The organism is Sphingobacterium sp. GQ94, from assembly GCF_059758715.1.
On record NZ_JCAXEC010000020.1, the window covers coordinates 14170 to 37672 of the forward strand.

Annotated in this window: 24 protein-coding genes; 11 read left to right on the plus strand and 13 right to left on the minus strand. The window is 35.1% G+C overall.

What is annotated here, in order from left to right:
• Positions 1 to 10: 10 nt before the first annotated feature.
• Both AC6CHH_RS14845 and AC6CHH_RS14850 read right to left on the minus strand, forming a co-directional pair.
• Entirely contained in the window at positions 11 to 304 is a 294-nt protein-coding gene (locus tag AC6CHH_RS14845; protein WP_498284255.1) for a HigA family addiction module antitoxin, read from the minus strand.
• An 8-nt stretch (positions 305 to 312) separates the two neighbouring features.
• Positions 313 to 612, minus strand: a complete 300-nt coding sequence (locus tag AC6CHH_RS14850; protein ID WP_498284257.1) for a type II toxin-antitoxin system RelE/ParE family toxin — start codon at positions 610 to 612, stop codon at positions 313 to 315.
• 425 nt (positions 613 to 1037) lie between these two features.
• Here AC6CHH_RS14850 and AC6CHH_RS14855 point away from each other — a divergent pair, with 425 nt between their 5' ends.
• The 5 genes from AC6CHH_RS14855 (at position 1038) to AC6CHH_RS14875 (ending at position 5512) form a co-directional block, all read left to right on the plus strand.
• Positions 1038 to 2522, plus strand: a complete 1485-nt coding sequence (locus tag AC6CHH_RS14855; protein WP_498284259.1) for a serine hydrolase — start codon at positions 1038 to 1040, stop codon at positions 2520 to 2522.
• 1063 nt (positions 2523 to 3585) lie between these two features.
• Positions 3586 to 3951, plus strand: coding sequence for a hypothetical protein (locus AC6CHH_RS14860; RefSeq protein ID WP_498284261.1), 366 nt, complete (start codon positions 3586 to 3588; stop codon positions 3949 to 3951).
• Between the two features lie 49 nt (positions 3952 to 4000).
• The gene (locus AC6CHH_RS14865) at positions 4001 to 4846 is read left to right on the plus strand and encodes a hypothetical protein (protein WP_498284263.1); all 846 of its coding nucleotides are present in this window, start codon (positions 4001 to 4003) and stop codon (positions 4844 to 4846) included.
• A gap of 24 nt (positions 4847 to 4870) precedes the next feature.
• Positions 4871 to 5098, plus strand: a complete 228-nt coding sequence (locus AC6CHH_RS14870) for a hypothetical protein (protein WP_498284265.1) — start codon at positions 4871 to 4873, stop codon at positions 5096 to 5098.
• A gap of 9 nt (positions 5099 to 5107) precedes the next feature.
• Positions 5108 to 5512: a hypothetical protein gene (locus AC6CHH_RS14875; RefSeq protein ID WP_498284267.1), complete on the plus strand. Its 405-nt coding sequence runs from the start codon at positions 5108 to 5110 to the stop codon at positions 5510 to 5512.
• A 653-nt stretch (positions 5513 to 6165) separates the two neighbouring features.
• Here the strand turns inward: AC6CHH_RS14875 and AC6CHH_RS14880 are convergent.
• The 5 genes from AC6CHH_RS14880 to AC6CHH_RS14900 all read right to left on the minus strand — a co-directional run bounded on the left by AC6CHH_RS14880 (position 6166) and on the right by AC6CHH_RS14900 (position 9578).
• Positions 6166 to 7407 carry an RNA polymerase sigma factor gene (locus AC6CHH_RS14880; RefSeq protein WP_498284269.1) on the minus strand — a complete coding sequence of 414 codons (1242 nt, stop codon included), beginning with the start codon at positions 7405 to 7407 and terminating at the stop codon, positions 6166 to 6168.
• A gap of 49 nt (positions 7408 to 7456) precedes the next feature.
• Entirely contained in the window at positions 7457 to 7795 is a 339-nt protein-coding gene (locus AC6CHH_RS14885; protein ID WP_498284271.1) for a YciI family protein, read from the minus strand.
• Positions 7796 to 7851: 56 nt separating this feature from the next.
• On the minus strand, positions 7852 to 8325 hold the full coding sequence (locus AC6CHH_RS14890) for a carboxymuconolactone decarboxylase family protein (RefSeq protein ID WP_498284273.1): 474 nt from the start codon (positions 8323 to 8325) through the stop codon (positions 7852 to 7854).
• Between the two features lie 403 nt (positions 8326 to 8728).
• A complete protein-coding gene (locus AC6CHH_RS14895; protein WP_498284275.1) occupies positions 8729 to 9133 on the minus strand; it encodes a GNAT family N-acetyltransferase in 405 nt (134 codons plus the stop codon).
• 7 nt (positions 9134 to 9140) lie between these two features.
• Positions 9141 to 9578 (minus strand): carboxymuconolactone decarboxylase family protein, encoded by a 438-nt coding sequence (locus tag AC6CHH_RS14900; RefSeq protein WP_498284277.1) that lies wholly within the window; start codon positions 9576 to 9578, stop codon positions 9141 to 9143.
• Between the two features lie 77 nt (positions 9579 to 9655).
• Here AC6CHH_RS14900 and AC6CHH_RS14905 point away from each other — a divergent pair, with 77 nt between their 5' ends.
• Positions 9656 to 11128 (plus strand): aminotransferase-like domain-containing protein, encoded by a 1473-nt coding sequence (locus AC6CHH_RS14905; RefSeq protein ID WP_498284279.1) that lies wholly within the window; start codon positions 9656 to 9658, stop codon positions 11126 to 11128.
• Between the two features lie 71 nt (positions 11129 to 11199).
• Here AC6CHH_RS14905 and AC6CHH_RS14910 read toward each other — a convergent pair whose 3' ends face one another.
• Positions 11200 to 11991 carry an AraC family ligand binding domain-containing protein gene (locus tag AC6CHH_RS14910; protein WP_498284281.1) on the minus strand — a complete coding sequence of 264 codons (792 nt, stop codon included), beginning with the start codon at positions 11989 to 11991 and terminating at the stop codon, positions 11200 to 11202.
• An 83-nt stretch (positions 11992 to 12074) separates the two neighbouring features.
• Between AC6CHH_RS14910 and AC6CHH_RS14915 the strand changes: the two genes are divergently transcribed.
• Both AC6CHH_RS14915 and AC6CHH_RS14920 read left to right on the plus strand, forming a co-directional pair.
• Positions 12075 to 13175, plus strand: coding sequence for an SDR family oxidoreductase (locus AC6CHH_RS14915; RefSeq protein WP_498284283.1), 1101 nt, complete (start codon positions 12075 to 12077; stop codon positions 13173 to 13175).
• Between the two features lie 363 nt (positions 13176 to 13538).
• Positions 13539 to 14405: an endonuclease/exonuclease/phosphatase family protein gene (locus AC6CHH_RS14920; RefSeq protein ID WP_498284285.1), complete on the plus strand. Its 867-nt coding sequence runs from the start codon at positions 13539 to 13541 to the stop codon at positions 14403 to 14405.
• A 23-nt stretch (positions 14406 to 14428) separates the two neighbouring features.
• Here AC6CHH_RS14920 and AC6CHH_RS14925 read toward each other — a convergent pair whose 3' ends face one another.
• The 4 genes from AC6CHH_RS14925 to AC6CHH_RS14940 all read right to left on the minus strand — a co-directional run bounded on the left by AC6CHH_RS14925 (position 14429) and on the right by AC6CHH_RS14940 (position 18801).
• Positions 14429 to 14830, minus strand: coding sequence for a hypothetical protein (locus tag AC6CHH_RS14925; protein ID WP_498284287.1), 402 nt, complete (start codon positions 14828 to 14830; stop codon positions 14429 to 14431).
• An 8-nt stretch (positions 14831 to 14838) separates the two neighbouring features.
• A complete protein-coding gene (locus tag AC6CHH_RS14930) occupies positions 14839 to 16095 on the minus strand; it encodes a hypothetical protein (RefSeq protein ID WP_498284289.1) in 1257 nt (418 codons plus the stop codon).
• 374 nt (positions 16096 to 16469) lie between these two features.
• Positions 16470 to 17624, minus strand: a complete 1155-nt coding sequence (locus AC6CHH_RS14935) for a lipase family protein (RefSeq protein ID WP_498284291.1) — start codon at positions 17622 to 17624, stop codon at positions 16470 to 16472.
• Between the two features lie 154 nt (positions 17625 to 17778).
• Positions 17779 to 18801 carry a LacI family DNA-binding transcriptional regulator gene (locus AC6CHH_RS14940; protein WP_498284293.1) on the minus strand — a complete coding sequence of 341 codons (1023 nt, stop codon included), beginning with the start codon at positions 18799 to 18801 and terminating at the stop codon, positions 17779 to 17781.
• A gap of 367 nt (positions 18802 to 19168) precedes the next feature.
• Between AC6CHH_RS14940 and AC6CHH_RS14945 the strand changes: the two genes are divergently transcribed.
• On the plus strand, positions 19169 to 19693 hold the full coding sequence (locus tag AC6CHH_RS14945) for a YceI family protein (protein ID WP_498284295.1): 525 nt from the start codon (positions 19169 to 19171) through the stop codon (positions 19691 to 19693).
• A 182-nt stretch (positions 19694 to 19875) separates the two neighbouring features.
• Positions 19876 to 20340 (plus strand): copper resistance protein NlpE, encoded by a 465-nt coding sequence (locus AC6CHH_RS14950; RefSeq protein WP_498284297.1) that lies wholly within the window; start codon positions 19876 to 19878, stop codon positions 20338 to 20340.
• Between the two features lie 84 nt (positions 20341 to 20424).
• On the opposite strand, the gene AC6CHH_RS14955 is transcribed toward AC6CHH_RS14950, so the two are convergent.
• Positions 20425 to 21456, minus strand: coding sequence for a quinone-dependent dihydroorotate dehydrogenase (locus AC6CHH_RS14955; RefSeq protein WP_498284299.1), 1032 nt, complete (start codon positions 21454 to 21456; stop codon positions 20425 to 20427).
• Between the two features lie 52 nt (positions 21457 to 21508).
• Here AC6CHH_RS14955 and AC6CHH_RS14960 point away from each other — a divergent pair, with 52 nt between their 5' ends.
• Positions 21509 to 23419, plus strand: coding sequence for an ABC-F family ATP-binding cassette domain-containing protein (locus AC6CHH_RS14960; RefSeq protein ID WP_498284337.1), 1911 nt, complete (start codon positions 21509 to 21511; stop codon positions 23417 to 23419).
• The last annotated feature ends 84 nt before the right edge of the window (positions 23420 to 23503 follow it).

Sequence of the window (23503 nt, forward strand, 5' to 3'; positions counted from 1 at the left end):
CTTATATTTATTAAGCTAAAATTAACTCTTCTTTAGTTTCCTGAATTTCAAACTGCATTTGTAGAGAAAGCCAATAATCTGCTGGGATACCGTCTAAAACTTCTTCCAATTTGACGGCTATCTTAACGCTAACATTTCTTTTCCCGTTCAAAATTTCCGATAAATGGGTGGGCAGTATACCAACCTTTTCAGCTACGATTTTTTTTACCAACCCTCTTTCTTCTATTTCTTCCCTAAGATACTCTCCGACGTGGAAAGCTTTAACTTTTAAAGCGTTTCCATCTTTGTCCATAACGTTATACATACCTATTCCTATTTTTTATAATGATTACTCAATTCTTCGATAATCAATATTTTAATTTCTTCCTTCTCTATCCTAAAGATAATTCGCCATCCATCCAAAACGCGGATAGAGTACTTACCCGCCCTGTCACCGCTAAGCTTTTCAAAGTGCAACGATTTGATACCTCTAAGGTAGTTTTCGTTTTCAACAGTACGAATTTGGCTAATTCTCATAATAAACTTATGCTGGACGTTGATAGGGTATTTAGGTTTCTGCCTTACGCCCCTGATCAAGTTTACCAAATATTCATCTTCTATGGTTACGTGCATGAGTTCATCTTTTATGATATTACAAATGTAACCTTTTTTTGGTTACTATACAAACCAATAATAGGTTATATTGAAAAATATTCTTTTGTCGTTTTGGTTCTTTTTCGTTTTCGATAACAGGTTAGTTGCCTCCTTATTTGTCCAAATCCAATATTGAACTAATTAAAATTGATCAGGCTTCTTTTGTAATCTTGCAAAGATCAAAATTAACAGGTTATGTTTCATATTGATTTACAGGAACCACTATTTATTGTTGTAGACTGGTTACAGCCCGCTTGCGTAATAATTATGGTTGTATTTACAAGGAAAGCAGTGTACGTATATACAGGTCACGAAGGCTGAGATAAGTCGTTTGGACAGTAGTGGCAAATTTAAAACGTCCGTATAAATTAAAATATTGTTATCTTTAAATATAAACAAATCCAATGAAGGTATTATTGAATACAATAATTATTGTTTTGTTCTCATTTATAATAGCTTTTTCACTTCCGTTAAACGCTCAAATCACCTCAGATAGCATTGATGCATTTATACAAGAAAAAATGGAACGACTCAAAATCCCGGGACTTCAGTTGTCCATTGTGAAAAAAGGGAAATTAGAAAAGTTGGGGAGCTATGGGTTTGCAAATTTAGAACATCAAGTTACTACAAATTCAAAGACCACTTTCTCCATTAATTCTATGACCAAAGCGTTTGTTGGTGTAGCAATTATGCAATTGCAGGAACAAGGAAAACTAAACGTGAAAGATCCCATTTCCCTTTATATTTCTGATATTCCCAACGAATGGAAGTCAATAAAGATTGAACAGTTATTGAGTAACACTTCTGGACTTCCAAACAATATAGATGAAAAAGAACAAGTGTTAGGTGATGGTACAGAAAATGAAAACTGGGAACTGGTGAAAAAGCTACCAATGGAGTTCGCCCCTGGAGAAAGATTCAGTTACAATCAAACAGGTTATTATATTTTGGGGAGAATAATTAACAAAATAAGTGGACAACATTTTACACAGTTTATTGCGGAAAATCAGTTTAAACCCTGTAGTATGAAATCCACGCAATTCGGAGATTCTAACGACATTATTCCAAATAATTCAAATTCATATTCGACTATTTATAATGACAGTGGAAAATGGATAAATGATGGAAAACTGCATAATGCTTTTGCCACTTTCCCTTTATTTTTTAGAACTGCTACAGGTATTATCACTACTGCCGAAGATTTAAGTAAATGGCTTATCGCATTGCAAAGCGGAAAACTACTGACTAGTAAAGCAAGTATCGATCAAATGTTTACCACAGCAAGATTAAATAGTGGAGAAATAGGAGGCTTTAATAAGTTAACAAATGGCTATGCTTTGGGATGGCCAACAGTAGTTAGAGAAGAACATCCTGCCGTGGCTCCTGTTGGTGGAATGCGGTCTACATTATTTGTATATCCTCAGGATGATTTATCCATCGTTGTTTTATCAAATCTACAAGGTTCAAATCCTGAATGGTTTATTGACGAGATAGCCGGTTTTTATATTCCGGATATGAAATCCGAAAATGGATTTGGATTGAGTGAAAATTTAAAATTATTACGTCAAGAACTCACAAAAAATGATTTTAAAAATGTTAATAATATTTATAAAAAAGTAGGGAAGCAAAACAAGAACTTTACATTAACAGAAGACGAAATAAATTCTTGGGGTTATCAACTTTTAGAACATGATAAGAAAGACGAAGCTTTACAAGTTTTCAAGTTAAATACTACTCTATTTCCCAATAGCTGGAATGTATATGACAGTTATGGGGAGATATTAGCAACATTGGGTTATCAGGAAAAAGCCATAATCAATTATAAAAAATCCCTTGAACTTAACCCTGATAATTCTAACGCTCGCAATTATTTAAAAGGCAAAGATTGAAGATATAATAATAAAGAATTCAATTTCCCGTATGATCGCAAGTAAGTTAAACTTCCCAGTTTTTCAATCATCTTAAAGATATTAAATTAAAGCTGGAAGGAAACGTGTTTGTATAGGTTATTTATATAAAGCCAGTTTATTCTTCAGTTGCAGGTCATAGTCCTTGTTTTGAAAAATACCTCCGTTTGCATTTAAAAGATAGATTTACTTTTTGAATTCGATAATTAACAGCATTTTTGAATAGAAATAAATGAGTGAAAATGAAAAAATAAACATTTAAATTCAGTAACCATCCAAAAGATATTAAATTAAAAATGGAACCTATCCAATTTTGATAGAAATGTCAAACTTATCCTTTTTGAATTCGATTTTAAACACCATATATGAATTGACATTATTGAATTAAAATGAAATAACGAACATTTTAAGTCAATAACGGACTGAAAAGCAGAATTAAACAACAAAAAAGTCCCACCAAAAGTCCCACCAAAAAATCGATAAAATTGGGTATATTTAGTGCAAAAAGATAGTAAAAACATGGAATTTCAGGCAAAAAAAGAGGTAAAAAACGACTGCGCGAATTCGAATCCCGCCCTCTCCGCAAAGACTTATTAAAACTCACTGATTATCAGTGAGTTTTATTGTTTTACAAACTTTAGGGGAAAGATTAGGGGTAGGAATGAATGGATCAGCTTCAAAACCTGTGGACTAAGCAAATAATTTGGTCAATCTGAACAGGGATCATGTACAAAACCTAGGCTCAGTTCAGGGGTAGTCTCACTCCTGCTCTGATTAATTGGTTATGTTATTGGATAGTAATAAATACACATATTTTTATGACAAACCCTCAAAAAAAAACGGCTTGAATTTTGCTTCATTATTTTCAAGTTAATTATCTCTGGCTTTTACAGAAAATAAAGAATTAAACGGATTATAACCAATAATATAGATAAACTAGGAAGTTAAAGCAGCTAGCTACTCAAAGAAAACATTCAGGAAAAAATGTTCATAAGGTCTAATAATATGGATAGGATAAATAGGTTGCTGATCATACTGATGACTTGTGCCATACCATCGCTTTTTTTCAGGAGCTGCCAGTAGCGGCGAACTCCAACGGGATGATCACATTAAGGGCAGTGGCTATTTTGAGGGTAGTGAGCCATTCTGGGATCTGGAGATCAAAGACAACCTGTGGGTTCTTCGTTGTCATGCTGTAAATAGAACAGAAAAGGACACCATTTTTCTATCCAAAAAGCAGGCATATTCCGATACTTATGCTTTTCATGGTAAAAATATTTTTGGCATTCTGCGCAGATCTTCTGGAAATTGCAAACTGGATATTACTGATGAAGGCAACACACATGATATCTATTTCAGCTATTTGGGGGCAACCTATATGGGCTGTGGCAAACTGACAATCAGCAGGTAACTTTAATGATGCTTTACCCGTCTATATAAACATAATATTGAAAAAACGTATGAAATTAATCTGCAGCGTGTTTTTTCTCGTTCTCTTAAGCAACAGCGGTCATGCCCGGCAGGACCAACCGCGATATTGGCTCTTCATTCACAGCAATGACTGTTCCTATTCGGCATCCATAGATGATATGCCGGTTCATACTGATTTTAATGACGGCAGTCTCAGTTCTCTTTCGTTCCCGGTCAATCCGCTGTTACTCGAGAGCGGGAAACATATCTTAAAGCTTACCCTGCTGCCGAAGTCTGACAGTAGCTTTAATCTTGATACTGCTTTATCGGAGTCTTATTCGGTAAAGATTAGGATCGTCAGGAATGAGAACAAAAAGGATTCCATCCTGCTGGAAAAGGAATATTCGGCAGTACCGGGCCATGCTCCTCCTTCGGTCGAACATACCCTTTCCTTCGAGGTGGAATTGCCCTATAGTTTGACCGGCTGGCAAAATGGAACCGATCTTACCAAAGAAGATAAAAAAGCATTAGAACAGGAAGTGGTATCTTACTATAAGGATATGATCAGGGATTACGAGACAAAAAATTTCAAAAACGTTATACAGAAATATGAGCTACGCATATCGGAACATTCCGAAAGTTTGTATTTCGACCAGGCAGACTCAAAAAAGCTGATGGAAGAGTTGAAAACAGATGTGGACAGGAAGCAGGCCTTTAAGCTGGAACATTACAGGATGCAATTCTACGGGAACGGAAAAGTGGTAGCGCTCATCAGAACCGATGAAGAATTCAGAGGAAAATCGGCCTTTATGGGTCTTACAGAGAATAATTTTTATGCCTATAAGCTAATGTTTTACCGTCCAAAAGCCGGCGGGCCGCTACAGCTTATCAGGTAGTTTTAAACAAAAAACATTGGATCAATGACAGCTACAATAGAACATAGAGCTCGTCCAGTGGTTTTTAGAGAATTTTTTGAAGTTAGTTATATTTATGTCCCTAGTTCGTGCCAGGTGTTTTTCTGGTATCCGGAAATAAGCAGTGATCATATGTTTAAAAAACTATCAGAACAAGAAGTATCTGTAAGGCTAAAAAGGAGAAGGTCAGAAGTTAAGGATCGAGCTAAATTACCATCGTTTGATCCATCTTAACGTGCATTTTTGTCGGAGTATGACGGCATGGAAATCACTCCTGATATTAACATTCTCAGCTTCGAAGAAGCTATAAAGGAAAATCGATACCTGGAAATCAACTTCCCGAATGTACATCAGGAGATATGGGTGATCGGAAGAGCCGGTCAGGGAGATGCATGGTTTTTAAATAAACGGGACGGAGAGGTCCTTTACTATGATCATAATCAAGGCGAATATACCGGCCTTGATTATTTTTCTGATCTTAAGGTTACCTTTTCAAGCTTTCTCCAGATGGCCTTTCTCTATCAGGACCTGGAAAAATTACTGGACAAAGAAGTTATGCCAAGTATGGATCAAATGGATGGTTTTATTTCTGCCGTTAATTCGATCTCTCTAGGCTTATACGAACGGTATCCTTTTCAATATTTTTAGCATAGCTAAATTATAAATATTGATTTGTTTGTTAAGAAAATTATTTAAAAAGTATGGTGATATGAGAAATTTGATCTTGTTAACAACAGTAGCCTGCACCCTTACGGCTTGTTCGTCACCTGTTAAGAGCGATTATTCAGGCTACATCTATTTCGGAAGCAAGCCTCTGAAAATGCAAAGGTGATCGAGCAGTATACCGGTAACTTTACCGATACCGACGGCACTGGCTACTTCGAGCTAAAAAGGAAGAACACCGAAAGGATCAACGACCTGATCGTACAGACCAACACTTATGAGCCGGCTGATACGATAGAGCTGGGGGTGAGCGGTGGTGCCGGGAAGGGACTATTGAGGTCCAATTTAAAAAAAGGAAACTGCTCCTTACCGGTTTGCTGCTTATTGCTGTATGATATACCAGGGCACAGGATGGAGCGGCAGGAATCGAAGCCGCCAATACTCAGGTCCGCGGGTATTTCGATCCTGGCTCAGATCTTGTTTCCGGAATCGTAAGTTAAGGGCGAAATTGTAAGTTGTTCCCCTATTACCATCAAAGATTGTTTACTTTGTTTTTATTAATTTACCAAAAGGGTTGCAGCTTCGGCAAAGTTTCAATCCGATGTGGTATATAATGATTTCCATATAATTGTCCGGTCCTATTTTGCTTTTTCAGTAAGCTGATCTATCTTTTGCTGGATAAGCAGTTGTTCAGCTAGCGTTTTTGCTAATGATTTTCCTCTCTCAAAAGCTGAAATCGCGTTGTTTTTGTCTATATTTTTATAAAGTTCTCCCAGCAGAACATAATAGAAATGATTGGTATCAAGTTTTAATTTTTCCGCCTCACGCAAGGCAACCTGTACACCGTTGGCTTTATATAAAGCAAAGGTCCTGTTAAGGGCCGCACTGGGAGAATAATTAATTGTCAGTAGATGATTATAAAGCTGTAAAATCTCTTCCCATTTTTCCATTGAATCATCCTTTGTACAATGACAGTAAGCAATTTTGGCTTCCAAATGATACGTACTAACCTCCTCACCTGTAGCCGATATATTCAAAAAATGAATCCCTTGGTTAATTAATGCTTTATCCCACATATCTTCGTTTTGCTGTTCATATAGAATCAGCTCATCTCTGTTATTTTCTCGCGCGTCAAAACGCGAAGAATGAAAACACATCAAGGCAACCAAAGCATTGGTTTTAGGAAGGTTAGTCTTCTCATACTCTGTTAACATGACACCTAGTCGTAAAGCCTCTATGCAGAGGTCTTTCTGGAGAATTTGATTCTGGGTCCTGGAATAGTATCCTTCATTAAAAAGCAGGTAAATAATCCGCAAGACATTATCTAAACGTTGACTAATTTCGTTCTCCGCAGGAAAGGTCAGTTGAATTCTTTCTGTCCGTAATTTTTCTTTGGCCCTGAAGAGTCTCTTGTTGATAGTATCTTTGTTAGAAAGGAAAGCTTCTGCAATTTCATCAATACCGAAACCACAAAGGATACGTAATGCAAGTCCTATTTGCGCTTCACTGGCAATCGCAGGTATGCAGATAGCAAAAAGCATTTGAAGCTGGCTATCCTTAATATTTTGTTGCGAGAAGTTTATCTCGTCAGAATTTTCCAGAATATCTCCGTTTTGATTAAGCGCAGGAATTACTTTTTCTTCAAAGATTTTATTCCGTCTGAAATAGGATAATGTCTTTTGACGAGCTACCGCATAAAGCCAAGCGGTTGGGTTTACTGGAACACCCTTGTTTTTCCAGGTTTCTGTAGCCTGCAGAAATGTTTCACTTACAATGTCTTCAGCTATTTCTATATATTGTAGACCGAAACGCTTACTGATGACAGCAACCATCTTCCTGAATTCTTCCTGAAATAACTGTTTCAAAAATTTATCTTCCATAGTCAATTAGCATGAGCAGCCCTAGTTAGTGCTGCTCATAATTTGTTTGTCAAGCTAGTATAGGCCTGATTTCTACACTACCTTCCGCATCAAGCGCAGGACAACCGTGTGCTAAGGTGGTCGCTTCCTCTAAACTGTCTGCGGAAACCACAATAAAACCTCCTAGTCTTTCTCGAATCTCTACAAAAGGTCCATCGGTAATCACCCCACCTGGTTTGAGCACTTTACCCGCTGTTTCCAAGCGAGCGCCGTGCGCCTTAAATTTTCCCTGAGTAGCTATTCCACCTATCCAATCGTTCCATTTTTTATTTAGCGCGTCTGTTTCATCAGTCGATGTGTTAGAATGGTCATAACTGGCTTGCCGGAATATAAATATGAAGTCTTTCATCTTGATCGTTTTTATTTTTGAATATAGGAATTAATTAAGTTGTATAACCATATAAATTACTTAACCTGTGCCTTATGCCGACCAACAACATAACTACCCGCAACAGTTCGAAATGCAATATTGATACGGTTATAGCTATTAATCGTTGTGATTCCCAAAGTTAGGTCAATCAATTCCTCTTCAGAAAATTGCTTTCGGACAATCTCATAAACCTCGTCAGTTACACTACCATCTCTGATCCGAGTTACAGCTTCCGCCCATTCTAATGCAGCACATTCACGATCACTAAATAAAGGTGCTTCCCGCCATGCATCCAGCACTAGGAGTCGTTGTGCAGTTTCGCCTATTGCGAGCAAATCCTTCGAATGCATGTCCAAACAATAAGCACAACCATTGATTTGAGACACTCTGTAATAGATAAGATGTAAAAGTCGTGCTTCAATTAGACTTTTGCTGAGATAAGCGCCAATACCATACATCGCCTTCATTGCATTCTGGCCTTTTTCAAAGGCATTCATTCTTTGTTTCATTGTCGTATTATTTAAGTGTGTTTTATATTAATTTACACTACTATAATGCATGAGATTAAAAAAATTGGACATGTTCTTTAAAATATATTTAAATCTTCCCCTATTTGAATGAACCAAGCGGCAAACAGTTAATCTTAACCTTCCTTAAAAACGTCCCATTCAATTATTTTTGTAAATCTTAATGGGCCAATTTGAATTATCTTAACAAAAGGGTTAAGTCTCATCTATCGTAGCAATGTCAACTAGGATGAATTAGTAAAACTGATATCACACATAATTCCAAAGATGATGGAACAAGTAAGAGATATTTAGCTTGAGAAAATTCAAAATAGACTTTCCTAATCCTATTACACTCCCAAACGTTCACCTCATTCATTATTTTTTTGAATTTTGAAAAGTCTAGCTAAATAGCCCTATTTAAAACGAAGGCATTGCCAACATTCTGTAAACCAATTTTGGTGTAGTAGGAAAATGCCGTTGGCGCTGATAGTAATAGAAGTGTACAATCTTCTCCAGCTCTAATTTTCGTTTCACAAATTAGGTAGTGAGCAATTCCTTGCTTTTGGTAATTTGAACGAACCGCCAAATCTGCCAAATAACACCAATATCCATGATCCGTTAGCGCTCTGGACAAACCTACCAGCATGTCTTTATGCCATGCTGTTATGATTAAATTAGAGTTTATAAACATTCGTTCAATTCGATTTTTATCTTTAACCGGTCGTTTCAAACCTGAGTCAATAAATAGATCGATGATGAGTTCAGAGTTGGGAACGAAGTCTGTTCTGTATGTTATTTCTTTTGTCATAAGAATCCTATTTCGGAGTTCGGGCGGTGGTTATGCCTACTCGATTCCAAGCATTCATCGCAATTATTGCCATCATTACCTGGGTTGTATACTGTTGACCTAAAAGATTTATTACAAGGTCATAAGTTTGGTCAGATACGCCTTGTTGGGAAATTAAGGTCATTTCTTCAGTTAATGCTAATATTGCACGTTCTTCACTTGAAAAAAATGGGGTTTCTCTCCACGCAGATAGTACGAATATTCTCCGAGGATCTTCTCCGATATTGATAGCATCCCGAATATGTTTATCTATGCAATAAGAACAACCATTAATTTGTGATACACGAATTTTTATCAGGTCTGCATGCGTACGATCTAATGAGCTACTAGCCAGATATTTTTCAAACCCTAACATTACTTCAAATGCTGATGAATCTACATCTTTTAAAAATCTTCTTTGCTTCATAATTATATATTTTATATAAAAATAAGGATCAATTGGACTACATTTGTACACCAGTTTAAAAAATATTGATAGTCCAGATGATACCGTATCAAACCCTTATTAATACTGAGCCAAATAGCAAGAAGCCTGTATACGAACAGGTTGCCACTCTATTTCTCAACCTTATCAAAGATGGTACCCTTCAACATGGAGCTAAATTGCCCAGCTCGCGCGCGCTTTCTGTAACGTTGAAATTTCATCGGAAAACTATAGTTCGCGCGTATGAAGAATTAATTAATCAAGGATGGATTATCTCTAAAAATAAAAGTGGGTATTTTGTTAACTCAGATATTGCCATAGCGAAACTGAACAATAATAAAGCGTTAGGATTACGCTTTCCTATGAAATCACCAATTCCTTTGAAAATTCAAATTTCTCCGAGAGTTAATGATGATAAGGAGGTGCATGATGTTTTTCTAGATGATGGATTGCCCGATCCAAGAATAGCCCCCTACAAAGCTTTATTAAGAGAATTTAGAGCCTTAGCTGAAAGGGAGTACAATCTAAAAAAAGCCAACCATGGGACGAGCAATAAATCTTCCAAATTGGCAACCGTTTTAGCTTTGCATCTTGGAAACTCTCGTGGGTTCACTCCCACCGCAGCAAATATTTGCATTACGAATGGAGCTCAAATGGGAATCTACTTAGTTGCCAGGGCGTTGATTAACCCCGACGATATTTACCTTGTAGGAAGTCCAGGATATGAAAATGCAAATCAAGCATTCGTTGAAAATGGGGCAAAAATCATGCAAATACCGGTAGATAATAATGGAATTGATGTGGACATTATTTCCAATATTTGTAAAAGCAGAAATGTGAAAGGGGTATATGTGATTCCTCATCATCATTATCCAACGACCGTTACCCTCTCTCCTGATCGACGAATTAAATTGATCTCATTGGCCGAAAAGTATAACTTTGTTATCATTGAGGATGATTACGACTATGATTTTCATTATTCTTCCGCACCACATTTACCGATAGCAAGTTATAATCACCATGGAAGAGTGATATATATAGGGAGTCTTTCAAAATGTTTTTCACCCTCATTAAGACTTGGTTTTATCGTTGGGTCTGATGACTTGATTGATGCTGTAAAACACTTAAGGAAGACGATAGACATACGAGGAGACACACTAATGGAGAATGCGGTTGCCATGTTATTTGAAAATGGGGAAATAGATCGTCACCTAAGAAAAGCGAATAAATTATATAAAGAAAGAAGAGATTATATATGTCAGCAGATTGATTTGCATTTAAAAAATTTTGTGATTTTTCAAACGCCAGCTGGAGGCATGGCGGTGTGGGTTCAATTCTATAAAGAGTACAACGTCAATCAAATATTACGATTAACAAAAAAACATGGTATTTCCTTCAACCGCAATATCGTCTTCGATCAAAGTGAAGAAATGAACCATATTAGAATAGGATTTGCCTCATTAAATTTCGATGAAATTTCTAAATGCATCCACATTCTGAAAGTATCTTGCCTTAGACTTCAGAATAAATAATGCAACGTTTTCAATCGGGGATTACATCTAAATTAGGGACCTTCTGATTACAAAGGAGACATCAATCATGTTCACTTACCCTTAAGCAATTTATTTACGTGACTTTCATCCGTCAACCCAAATTCGGCTGCAAGCTGTTTGAGAGAAAACTGGCCACTTTGCAATCTTTTTCGGATCAAACTATTTCGGTAGTCCTTAATATATTTTCTCAGAGTGATGCCAGTGTTCCTTTTAAAATAAGAGCCGATATATTCAGTAGTGAGATGAAAATGACCGGCCATTACTTTTGCCTTTAAATTTTCAGGATTATAAATGTGTTTATGAATATAGCAAAAAACAGCCTGCATATCGCGATTACGATACCCATCAGTTTTTATCTCCGGCATATTGCGTTGTAAGATTTCCGACAATGCTAGTAATTGAATCCATATCAAATGATTATTTCTCACGATATCTTTTTTTAAAGAGATAATCAAATCGAAAAGAATATCGATAGTAATCTGATCGTTTGAGATAAGCTTAAAAGATGAAAGATGGGTTTCCCTACTTTTGATAAGGTACTCGAGGTGTTTAACGGTACTGTTTAAAACCACATTATTTTGATGTATATAGGTATCGGTGAACTTCAGATAAATAAATCGAGTTTTTTCAATAACCTCAAAATAATGTTCCTCTTCAGGGCCGAGCAAAAATACATCTCCTTGTTTATATTGGATACGCATGGCATTAATAAAATGACTACCAAAGCCATTCTTGATATAAATCAGTTCGTAATGATTGTGCCTATGGGCAGGATGGTGCCACTCCAACACTTCAAAGTCTGAAATAAGTACCGGCTCAAATTGCTTATAACGTTTCATCATAGATTTGTACAAATTTATCATAGTTTTTTACAATAAGCAATCGTTAATTTCACCTCATCTTTGTAAGGAACAATACAAATTATATGAGCAGCAAAAAATATATTGCAACAGATTCCAATGGAAACTTAAAAGCTAAATACACGGCATTAGTTATAGGCGCAAACGGAGTAATAGGGAGCAATTTAATTAAACATCTTGAAGAATTAAATAACTGGAATATTATCGGCATCTCCCGCAGAGGAGGCATTGATACCTCTAAAACTAAATACCTATCGGTGGATTTGCTGAATAAAGAAGATAGCAAAAGGCAATTACAATCCTTAACAAAGGTCACGCATATTTTTTATGCAGCTTATCAAGACAAACCTACTTGGGCTGAACTGGTACCGCCTAATCTTGCCATGCTTGTAAATGTGGTCACCGAAATTGAACTTGTTGCAAAAAATTTGCAACATATCAGTTTAATGCAGGGCTATAAGGTTTATGGTGCACATTACGGACCTTTTAAAACACCGGCAAAGGAAAGCGATGCGGGACATATGCCACCAGAATTTAATGTCGATCAACAACAGTTTTTGGAAAAGCTGCAAGTAGGAAAAAAATGGAGTTGGTCAGCACTCAGGCCCTCAGTTGTTGGTGGTGCGGCGTTAGGTAATCCGATGAACCTTGCTTTAGTAATCGCTGTTTATGCTAGCATATCCAAGGAGCTTGGTCTACCACTCCGGTTTCCTGGAAAATCTTGTTCATATGATAAATTAATGGATTTTACAGATGCGCGTTTGTTGGCCAAAGCAACAGTTTGGGCCTCGACTAATGCTGAGAGTAGAAATCAGGCATTCAATATCACAAATGGTGACTTAATACGTTGGAATGAACTCTGGCCAAAAATAGCCGCGTATTTTCATATGGATGTGGCTCCTCCATTGCCAATGCCTCTTCAAACCGTTATGGCAGATAAAGCAAATATTTGGGAACAGCTACAAGATAAATACAATTTAGAAAAGCACAGCTATCAAGAAGTCTCAGCGTGGGACTTTGGTGACTTTGTATTTTCTTGGGATTATGATTTCTTCTCTGATGGCACCAAAGCAAGAAGAATGGGTTTTTATGAGTTTAAAGAAACAGAAAAAATGTTCTTTGATCTATTTGATGAATTAAGAGACAAAAAAATAATTCCAAACTAAATTTACCGCTAAACATTAGAGCGGCTCGTCAGATAGACCTGTCGCTTTTCTATAGAATAACAGATGATACACGTTCTACAAACCCATTGTATTCTTTAAATTAAAAATGCTTTTTTTCTATTCTCAATTTACCGTAGATAGTTGAAAAGCAAGAAACCACTTTCTCTGCCTAGATGTATTGTGACAGATAGCGTTTGTAGCCTTCCAATCTGAGTTGGTGCGATAAATTCTCGTGAGATATTCACAAAAATTACTACTTTTAATCATTCTTATTTTAAATTAATTCAGTTTTATCGGGTAATAAATAAGGAATCAAAATTAATTTGAAACCAAGAACGAAAACATCTCCAAAACCTATTTCACATGAAAGATAAATTAATCTATATTTTTTCCATTTCTCTGCTGCTGAGCCAAATGGTTCTTGCTCAGCAAAAAGTGACAATACTTTCATATAATGTGTTATATGGTTTAAAAGACTCTTTAAACATTGAAAAATATAAGCAACTCATTCTCGATATAGAACCCGATATTATAGCAACTCAAGAAATGAATGGCTGGACTCAAAAAACCTTGGAAGGATTGGCAAAAAACTATGGGCATCCCTATGCCTTACAATCTAAAGAAGAAGGCTTTCCTGTCGCCCTTACTTCCAAATATCCAATTCTTAATTTCAAAAAAATAACTGAAAACATGTGGCATAGTTATATCTATGCAAAAGTAAAAGGTATTCATATTTTTGTTATCCATTTCTCACCTTTCAGTTATCAAAAAAGATTAGAGGAAGTGAACAACATCATCGCACAAGCTAAAGAGTTACCACAAAATGAACCTATTCTCATTATGGGAGATTTTAATTCTCTGGACCATGCAGATCAAGCACAATACGACGAAAAAGTTCTTTCAGCATTGAAAAAACAAGAGCAAGAACATGCACACATTCGAAATTTGAACAATGGTCAAATTGATTATTCAGTTTTAAATCATTTAAAGGAGGCTGGTTATATAGATTCATATTTCCTGACCAACAAAAATTTTGAAGCAAGTGTACCTACTTTTAAAGATGGAAATGGAAAAATCAAGACATCGAATTCAGGCATACCAAAACGAATTGATTTTCTTTGGTGCAATTCGGTAGCTGCAAAATCAGTTTCAAAAAGTATCGTATTGAAAAATAATCTCACCCACTATATTTCAGACCACTATCCTGTTTATGTTGAATTTATATTTTAGAATCTAAGATTAAATCCTTTGAGCTACTCTATGGTCACCAGATTGCCACATCCTATGTAAGTGACGCCCCTATAAGAGAAATAGATCTCATGGCTCGGGTTATCCCATTCCGTTATATCAAGTTGACAACCTCCTTTGTAGCTTTTTCGCAGAATTCCGAATAGATGTTTACTTTTAAAGCCATAAGTTTTACTATGGGCTTGTTTCTGTGATAAAATTAGTGTGTCGTTTATGGAATCATTCAAGATTTTTAAAATGACATGATTATTTTTAATCTTTAAGGACCAGAATGGTTCGTTCCCTTCAAAAGATCCACTTATTATGGATTCCCGTTGTTCCAGAGGTTGAAAACGACTGCTTTTAAGAATTGTCCCAAAATGGAGAATTCCTACCATAGCTACAGTTAAACCTAAAATCTTTTTCATACATTTTTTTAAAAGTTTTCTATGTTACCCCATGGCTCGAATGGTCTATCCTCTGAATTAAAAATCGTATCAAATTCTTGAGAAACAATAAACAGACAAATATCAGATCGTTCAATCAAACCCAAGTAATGCTTGAAATTTTTAAGGATTATTTCCCCAGAAATTTTACTTTTCGGTATTATTAACTCATCCGATTCATCATATTGTTCAGCTTCTTCGCCAAGATCGACGAGCATATTTTGGTCAAACTCTGACTCATGGAGCTCCTCTGGAATATCTTGGATGAATAATTTGATTGTTTTATCTTTTCCCCTAAAAACCAAAGAAATAGACTCTTCAATCCCTTGAATACTTCCATCTGCATACTTGCCTGGCAACCCCTTATAACTAATTTTTGAGTCTAACATTTCGTTATAAACTTCATCCATTATTTTTTGAATGAGTTTTCTATCCATATTACTCTTCGCTAGAATGATGGCTTCGGGCACTTCATTATTCGACTTAGACATAACTTCCATTTCTGTAAAATTAATACCTGAATAGGTCGCTATATAGGGAAAGCTTTTGGATGTAGTCTTGGCACCAAAGTGATTGTAGTTGATGGTGCTATCCTGGTTTTTATATTTAAAAGTTCCAATTATAGGTTGCAAAGTATCAGAATATACCCCCAGAAATTCTTCAACACCTTCCATTGGACTTAGATCAGATAAATCGTTCTGATTGAAATAATCTGGTAAAGGCATCGAAAGCTCAAGTTCGGTTATTTCAATAGGTTTTACTTTATTCAGTAGAAGCCTTCTTTTGGTATTTAAATCATCAACTTGTTTAAAAAAAACCTGTTGATCAACAGGTTCAAAATTCATGGAAAACCGTTTATCTTTACTCTGAGTACCTGGATAGATAAATTTAAATTTTAAAATTTCATCCTCCAGAGAAATTTCATAAATGCTATCCAAAAGACCCCCAGCTTGCTCGCTTTTATACCCTGTAATCGTTTTTAAATCAGTAAAACTGACCCGATAGGGTTTGGGATAATAAAAAATAAGAGAATCTTTGCTTGTAGAAAGATGAATATTCATATTGGCGAGCGCATCCATATAGGATAATGTTATACCAGTCATAACGGTATTATCTATCCTAGATACATCACTGACTTTCCAATAGGTATCTTTCTGCTGTGCATTACAGCTAGATAGACCAACAGAAATAGCCAATAAAATAAACAGATTGGACCCACTCAAAACCATTTTTAATGTATTTTTCATGAAAATTAATTTGGTATTCATAATTTATAGCTCTTGCAATTTAGAATATTTCACAAAAAATTAACTCCTAAATCTTGAAATTTAGCGAATGCTAATATGAATTAAATTTTTGAAGGGGAATAAAATGCGGAAAACAAATTGCTGAAGGATTATCTTTTGCTATAGACTTCATTTATCACATCAACTAGGCTGGATCAAATTGTAACAATATATTTAAAGACACACATGAGGTAATCAACTTAAAAACTAAGACCAAACAGCATGTAATTTCTGAAAGGTGATATTAATCTTTATAAAATAGACATTGTTAACGGTTTTCAGGCTGGAATCAGTTGTTTATTGAATAAACTCTCTCAGCACCGACAGATTTTCAATTATTGTTTTTTTTCTCTAGGTTCAAATGGTGACAATCCACTATAATATTCTCTTAACAGAAACCTGTAAGCATCTAAACCATGATGGAAAAAATTTGGTGCACCGGAAAAATAATTCCAGTAAGCCTGATTTGCAGATAAAATAATTGGAACACCAGGGCGTGTAAAATATGTCGTTGCAACTTCAGTTGGCAATTCTAATTCCGGTAGAAGTTTTTTTATGAATTTACCCACATCTCTACCTAAATATTTTTGATAGGCCTCTGATGATTTTTGTGCACGATTCTTCATATTTCTAAAAATCTTCTTCAATATTATTCTTTTAAAAAATGGTAAATCGTCAAATTTTTTCATTAAAATTAGAATTGGATTCGGTTCATTCATGTCAATTTCTACCTGTTGAGTTGAAAAGGGCATTTCAGGCACAGCATCAGAGCTATTGATAATACTATAACTCCAATTAGATAAATTGGCATTATCATAATCATAAGAAAAATACATATTCCCAATCTTTGGAGAAGCACTGGCATATGTTTTCACTAAAATATCATGGAACTCGCTGTCCTTTTTCATTTGCATTAACCATGAACTAAAATAATAACAAATAGCCCCTCCCTGAGAATGTCCTGCAATAATAAATTTATGATATCCTTTTTCAAATAACTCATGAATTCGAGGTTCAAGTTCATAAGCTAAATAGGCAAACCCAATGAAAAACCCAGCATGAACAGCTGCTCGTTGATCGTTTGCAAGTTTGTAGTCGAAAGTTTTGGTACTCCCGAGTTTCACCTCACCTTTAGCAGGAATCATAGCACAATACAAATCTTCCAAAATAGATTCCTTAGTTCCGGTTGTCCCTCTTATTAGTATTACCACAACTGAATCTTCTCGAAGCCATACATCTGCCCTATTATCTAAGCCCACGCTTGCCGTCCTGTGATTCAATGTGTATCCTTTTAGGTACCCATTAAACTTACTATTTAATGAGGTATCTAGAAAAGCATAGTTTAAATTTAAAAGGTCATCAGCTTCTTGTTGGTTAAATCCAGTTTTAAATTCAAATTTTTGGGCATTAGAAATTCCAGAAAAAATGAAAATCATAGCCAATAATGAAATTAAAAAATTCAATTGGCATAGATTGGTTTTATTTAGCATAGATCAGTTTCTTATATTCATTATATCATACTCGAATATAGTTAATTAAATCTACAAAAAATTACAAAAACAGTTGCTAAACACTATCTGTGAGTTTAATTACACTAATTAACAAGGAAAATTACTTAGTTCGATTAATAAAATTTAATTCAGATTACAATGAAGATTTTCGAATAATCATTGTTGAATCTAATTCAAAATTTTCGAATTCGTAATTCTTTTGTTTTGTTTTAATCATCCCTATTAGTTTTTCAAAAGCCAATTTTCCCATTTCCTCAGTTGGTTGAACGATAGTTGATAATGAAGGATTTAATGCATTCGCAAACCGAATGTTGGAAAAACCAATTACAGCAATTTCTTGCGGCACTTTAATGTTTAATTCGGCAAGAACTCCAATCGTTAAAGTAGTTATATCGTCGGTTGCACCAAATATGGCATCTATTTTACAACCCGACTCCTTAAACTCTAAGAGTTTCGATCTGATAAAATCTTCTAATTCTTGGTGTTTTCCATAATCGCATTCTAAATATAGCTTAGGATCAAAATGGATGCGATGATCCCTCAAACATTTTTTGAATCCATTTAATCTATCTTGCGTTACCCCAAGGTTTTTGGCTGTGATATGCAATATCCTCCTTTTACCATTCTCAATTAAATGTTTTGTAGCCATATAGGCATCGTTAAAATTATCGATTCCAACCTTATGCGTTTTAAGTTCATGGTTTACCCGATCAAAAATAACAACAGGAATTCCTATCTTTTGCAGATCGGTCAGTTCATCATAGCTTGAATTATAACAAACTGGAGATATGAGTAACCCATCGATTCCTCGGTATTTGAGTACTTCGATAACATGTTTTTCTACTTTCTCATCATCCATACTTTGCATAATGATAATATCATAGTTCATCTTTTGTGAGGCGATGTGAATACCATCTAAAACTTGAGAAATGAAAATATTACTAATATTCAAGACAACTACACCAATAGTATATGTTTTTCCAGTTTTCAAATTTTGGGCAACTTTATTAGGAATATAGTGCTGAGCATTTGCATATTCTTTCACCATTTCCTTGGTTTTAACGCTGATTTCATGACTATCTGAAAGAGCTTTTGAAATAGTGGAAATGGAAAGATTCAAATCTTTGGCAATATCTTTAAGGTTTTTTTTAACCATAGATTCTGGATTATTAAAAAATTAGATTAACTAAATGCTTTTTTGAAGAATAAAATACTGCTAAATTACTATTAATTTAAAGCAAATACGGGATTAATATGTCACGATGTTCTGCTATAGGAATTTTGAAAAAATCAGACTACCTTTAATAGGTGGTTAAACTTCAATTCAGTTTTACAATTAAACAAGAACAGTGCGACTCAGGTAAATAAATACCCTCGACAAATCACTTGATCATTAAATTTCGCATCATAATATAAAGCAAATATTCAGTTAAGCAATTTCTTAACATAGATCAATGTCTGAAAACATTTTTAGCCGGATATTTGTCATAACAAACAGAAAGATAAATTTAAAATAAAATATTATGGCAACTTGGACATTAGACAACGCACACAGCGAGATTGAATTTAAAGTAAAACACATGATGATCTCTACGGTTAAAGGTATTTTCCAAAATTTCACCGTGAGCGTAAATTCAGATTCTGACCGTTTAGATACGGCAAGTGTATCGGCAGAGATCGATGTTAATTCAATCTCGACAAAGAATGAACAACGTGATCAACACTTAAAAAGTGAAGATTTTTTTGATGTGTCTAATCATCCCAATATAACCTTCACTTCAACTAAAGTAAAGAACGTTTCAGGAAATGATTATCAAATCACCGGAGATTTGACGATTAAAAATATCACAAAACCAATTACATTTGATGTTGAATTTGGTGGAATAGGTAAAGATCCTTGGGGCAATCAAAAAGCAGGCTATACCGTAACAGGTAAAATTAATAGAAACGATTTTGGCTTAAATTGGAATGCGGCTTTAGAAACTGGAGGAGTAATGGTAAGTACGGACGTTAAATTCCAAGCAGATTTACAATTTGTAATTGCTTAATAAAATTATAATATATTTCTAAATCCATATGAAATAAGAGATTTCATATGGATTTCTCCTGTGATTGAATCAGCACTAATCTTTTCTAAAAGTTTAATAATTTATATTATTCACCGGTTTTAATATTCAATCGATGAATTGGCGCAATTTTTGAACGACTTCAGTAAATAATTTATTGTCCAATGAAAAATACATGGTTAATTACTACTGGCATTTCGCTTCTGACATTAGGATCTTGCACTTGGAACACCAAAGAAAAAATTGTCTCTCAAGATTCTTTGGCTGTTCAAAGCCAAAACATCCCTAAGATAGAAGACTCCACTCACAATTCTGAAAATTCTTTAGATTGGGATGGTAAATATACAGGAGTAATTCCTTGTGCTGATTGCCCAGGGATAGAAACTACAATCGTATTAAATACCGCAGGCACATTTTCATATTCTGGTGAATATCTTGAAAGAGATGTAAAAGTAGAAGATACTGGAAAATTTATGTGGCATAACAACGGAAGTGTCGTTCACTTGTTGGGAAAAGATATAAACATGAAGTTTAAAGTCGGTGAAAATCAATTAATATTTTTGGATCAAGAAGGGAACCTTATTGACGGTCCTTTAAAAGATAATTATATCTTAAAAAAAGTAATCTAGCTATTCATATAGCAGAACAGCAGGAATCTGTGCTAAAAAATAAACACAAATTCCTGCTAATTTATTAAAGCCCTACTTACAAAATTATTTCTTTTTTAATAATCCTTTACAGATTTCAGAAACCAATCCAGGACCCTCATAGATAAAGCCAGTGTAAATTTGAACCAAACTAGCTCCTGCTTCAAGTTTCTCGATGGCGTCCTGAGCAGAATGTATTCCTCCTACGCCAATAATTGGAAAAGATTTGTTGGATTTCTCTGCTAAATATTTGATAACTTCCGTTGATTTTTTACGTACAGGTTTTCCACTAACCCCTCCCGCTTGTTGAACTAGAGCAGGATCACTTTGCAATCCGGATCTTTCAATTGTTGTGTTAGTTGCAATTACACCAGCAATTTTAGTTTGTTGGACAATTTCTACAATATCGTCCAATTGGCTCCATGTCAAATCTGGAGCTATCTTCAGTAAAATCGGTTTGGAATAGTCCTTTTGTTTATTGCGTTCCTGAAGTGTATTGAGGATATGCATTAACGGACCTTTTTCTTGAAGATCTCTAAGTCCCGGAGTATTTGGAGAACTTACGTTGACAACAAAGTAATCCACATACTCAAATAGTGAATTGAAACAATAAATGTAATCATTGACTGCATCCTCATTGGAGGTAAGTTTATTTTTACCAATATTCCCTCCTATGATAACCCCATCTCTATCTTTCAAAAATTTCAGTCGGGCTGCTGCTACATCTGAACCTTGATTATTAAAACCCATCCTATTTATAATAGCATCATCGCTCTGTAACCTAAACATTCTAGGCTTTTCATTACCCGGCTGAGGTTTCGGTGTAACTGTTCCAATTTCAATAAAACCAAACCCAAAATTTGACATATCTTGAACATATTCTGCGTTTTTGTCAAATCCAGCGGCCAACCCTACAGGATTTTTAAAAGTTAAACCAAATACTTTTGTTTCTAATGATGGATTTTCAACGGTATAAATAGACTTTAATAGCGCCTTAGAGCCCCAAATTTTATTAAAAAGTTTTAGACCACTTGTCACCACATTGTGGGCCCTTTCAGGGTTCATTGAAAAGAAAAAAGGTTTAACTAGCTTATACATGAACGCAAAGGTAGCCAAAGATGCAGAAATATTCATTACTTTTGCACTCGAAATGATATCAATAAATAACTTAACATTCGAAATCGGTTCTCGTGCGCTATACGATGAGGCCAACTGGCATATTAAACCTGGAGATAAGGTTGGATTGATTGGTGCAAATGGCACTGGTAAATCAACATTATTGAAACTAATTGTTGGAGAATATTCACCAACAAATGGTACAATATCGATGGCAAAGGACCTAAAATTAGGTTATTTAAACCAAGACCTCCTATCCTATCACTCAGAAAAGAGTATTCTGCATGTTGCCATGGAAGCTTTTGTCCGTCAAAATCAGCTGCACGCAGAAATTGAAAATCTACTAAAAAAACTAGAAGTCGATTATTCAGATGAAATTCTGAATAAACTAAGTGATAAACAAATGGAGTTCGAGGCGCTTGATGGCTATAGCATTGAATTTAGAGCTCACGAAATTCTAGCTGGTCTTGGTTTTTCCGAGCAAGAGCAAATGCGTCCTTTAGCAACATTTTCTGGGGGGTGGCGTATGCGCGTGATGCTTGCCCGCATTTTGTTGCAAACTCCAGATATACTTTTATTAGATGAGCCTACTAACCACCTGGATTTACCTTCCATCAAATGGTTAGAAAATTATCTTCAAGCATTTGAAGGAGCCATTGTAATTGTATCACATGACAGGTATTTTTTAGACCGCATCATCAATAAAACGGTTGAATCTAGAAAAGGAAAATTAAATCTGTATACAGGCAACTACACATACTATCTTGAGGAGAAATCACTCCGTGAAGAAATTCAGGGTAATCAATTCAAAAATCAACAAGCCAAAATAAAGCAAGAGGAAAAATTAATTGAACGTTTCCGTTCTAAAGCCAGTAAAGCAAAGATGGTTCAATCAAGAATTAAGGCTTTAGATAAAATGGAGAAAGTAGATGCCATTGACGATGATAATCCTGAAGTTAATTTCAGTTTTAAATTTAGCAAACCCTCTGGGAGACATGTGGTCACCATGGAAAATATTTCAAAATCGTACCCTAATCTTGAAATTCTAAATCAAACAGATGGATTAATTGAAAAAGGTGATAAAATTGCATTAATCGGCGCAAATGGTAAAGGGAAATCCACTTTATTGCGAATTGTAGCTGATGCCGATAGCGAATTTGAGGGACAAAGTGTAAAAGGTCACAATGTATCGCAAACCTTTTTCGCTCAGCATCAATTAGAAGCTTTACATTTAGAAAATTCTATACTACAAGAATTGGTTGCTTTTGCACCTAAACATACCGAGACTGAATTACGATCTATTTTAGGATGTTTTTTGTTTACAGGAGATGATGTCTTTAAAAAAATCAAGGTATTATCTGGAGGGGAAAAATCAAGGGTAGCTCTGGCAAAAGCATTAACCGCTGATGCGAACTTCCTCGTATTGGATGAGCCAACCAATCACTTGGATATGGCTTCTGTAAACATCTTAATTCAAGCATTACAACAATTTGAAGGATCCTTTATCGTTGTGTCTCACGATCGATATTTTTTAGAAAATGTAGCCAATAAAATATGGTTTATTGAAAATAAAGAGATCAAAGAATACCCAGGCACCTACGAAGAGTTTGAGGAATGGAATTCTAAACGAATTGTCAAGGAAGAACCAAAACAAGCCAAAGTAGTCAAGGAAGAACCAAAAAAAATAAAGAATGCTCCTTCCGAAGATCTTAACAAGATCATACAGAAAAAAAACAAGGAATTAACTGCAATCGAACTAAGAATTAATGAACAATCCTCATTGGTTAATGGACTAGAAGTTGAACTTGCTAAACCTGAAGTATATTCAGATGCAGTTAAATTAAAGGAATGCACTAGAGAATATAATTCCCAAAAAGCGACACTTGAAAATATGCAAGGACAATGGGAAGAATTGGCCGAGGAAATTATGGGATTGCAGGATTAAATTTTAAGACATTAATTTTATTAAAAAAGAAGCAAAATGCTTCTTTTTTAATGGTTAGATTTTTGATAGCTTTAGAATAAACCA

Coding starts and splice junctions, on each gene's coding strand:
- AC6CHH_RS14935 (WP_498284291.1), bottom strand. CDS start 17,624: ATGCTAAATAAAACCAATCTATGCCAATTGAATTTTTTAATTTCATTA.
- AC6CHH_RS14885 (WP_498284271.1), bottom strand. CDS start 7,795: ATGAAAGACTTCATATTTATATTCCGGCAAGCCAGTTATGACCATTCT.
- AC6CHH_RS14905 (WP_498284279.1), top strand. CDS start 9,656: ATGATACCGTATCAAACCCTTATTAATACTGAGCCAAATAGCAAGAAG.
- AC6CHH_RS14920 (WP_498284285.1), top strand. CDS start 13,539: ATGAAAGATAAATTAATCTATATTTTTTCCATTTCTCTGCTGCTGAGC.
- AC6CHH_RS14880 (WP_498284269.1), bottom strand. CDS start 7,407: ATGGAAGATAAATTTTTGAAACAGTTATTTCAGGAAGAATTCAGGAAG.
- AC6CHH_RS14960 (WP_498284337.1), top strand. CDS start 21,509: ATGATATCAATAAATAACTTAACATTCGAAATCGGTTCTCGTGCGCTA.
- AC6CHH_RS14915 (WP_498284283.1), top strand. CDS start 12,075: ATGAGCAGCAAAAAATATATTGCAACAGATTCCAATGGAAACTTAAAA.
- AC6CHH_RS14845 (WP_498284255.1), bottom strand. CDS start 304: ATGTATAACGTTATGGACAAAGATGGAAACGCTTTAAAAGTTAAAGCT.
- AC6CHH_RS14895 (WP_498284275.1), bottom strand. CDS start 9,133: ATGACAAAAGAAATAACATACAGAACAGACTTCGTTCCCAACTCTGAA.
- AC6CHH_RS14940 (WP_498284293.1), bottom strand. CDS start 18,801: ATGGTTAAAAAAAACCTTAAAGATATTGCCAAAGATTTGAATCTTTCC.
- AC6CHH_RS14850 (WP_498284257.1), bottom strand. CDS start 612: ATGCACGTAACCATAGAAGATGAATATTTGGTAAACTTGATCAGGGGC.
- AC6CHH_RS14930 (WP_498284289.1), bottom strand. CDS start 16,095: ATGAAAAATACATTAAAAATGGTTTTGAGTGGGTCCAATCTGTTTATT.
- AC6CHH_RS14865 (WP_498284263.1), top strand. CDS start 4,001: ATGAAATTAATCTGCAGCGTGTTTTTTCTCGTTCTCTTAAGCAACAGC.
- AC6CHH_RS14945 (WP_498284295.1), top strand. CDS start 19,169: ATGGCAACTTGGACATTAGACAACGCACACAGCGAGATTGAATTTAAA.
- AC6CHH_RS14910 (WP_498284281.1), bottom strand. CDS start 11,991: ATGATGAAACGTTATAAGCAATTTGAGCCGGTACTTATTTCAGACTTT.
- AC6CHH_RS14925 (WP_498284287.1), bottom strand. CDS start 14,830: ATGAAAAAGATTTTAGGTTTAACTGTAGCTATGGTAGGAATTCTCCAT.
- AC6CHH_RS14890 (WP_498284273.1), bottom strand. CDS start 8,325: ATGAAACAAAGAATGAATGCCTTTGAAAAAGGCCAGAATGCAATGAAG.
- AC6CHH_RS14855 (WP_498284259.1), top strand. CDS start 1,038: ATGAAGGTATTATTGAATACAATAATTATTGTTTTGTTCTCATTTATA.
- AC6CHH_RS14900 (WP_498284277.1), bottom strand. CDS start 9,578: ATGAAGCAAAGAAGATTTTTAAAAGATGTAGATTCATCAGCATTTGAA.
- AC6CHH_RS14870 (WP_498284265.1), top strand. CDS start 4,871: ATGACAGCTACAATAGAACATAGAGCTCGTCCAGTGGTTTTTAGAGAA.
- AC6CHH_RS14950 (WP_498284297.1), top strand. CDS start 19,876: ATGAAAAATACATGGTTAATTACTACTGGCATTTCGCTTCTGACATTA.
- AC6CHH_RS14955 (WP_498284299.1), bottom strand. CDS start 21,456: ATGTATAAGCTAGTTAAACCTTTTTTCTTTTCAATGAACCCTGAAAGG.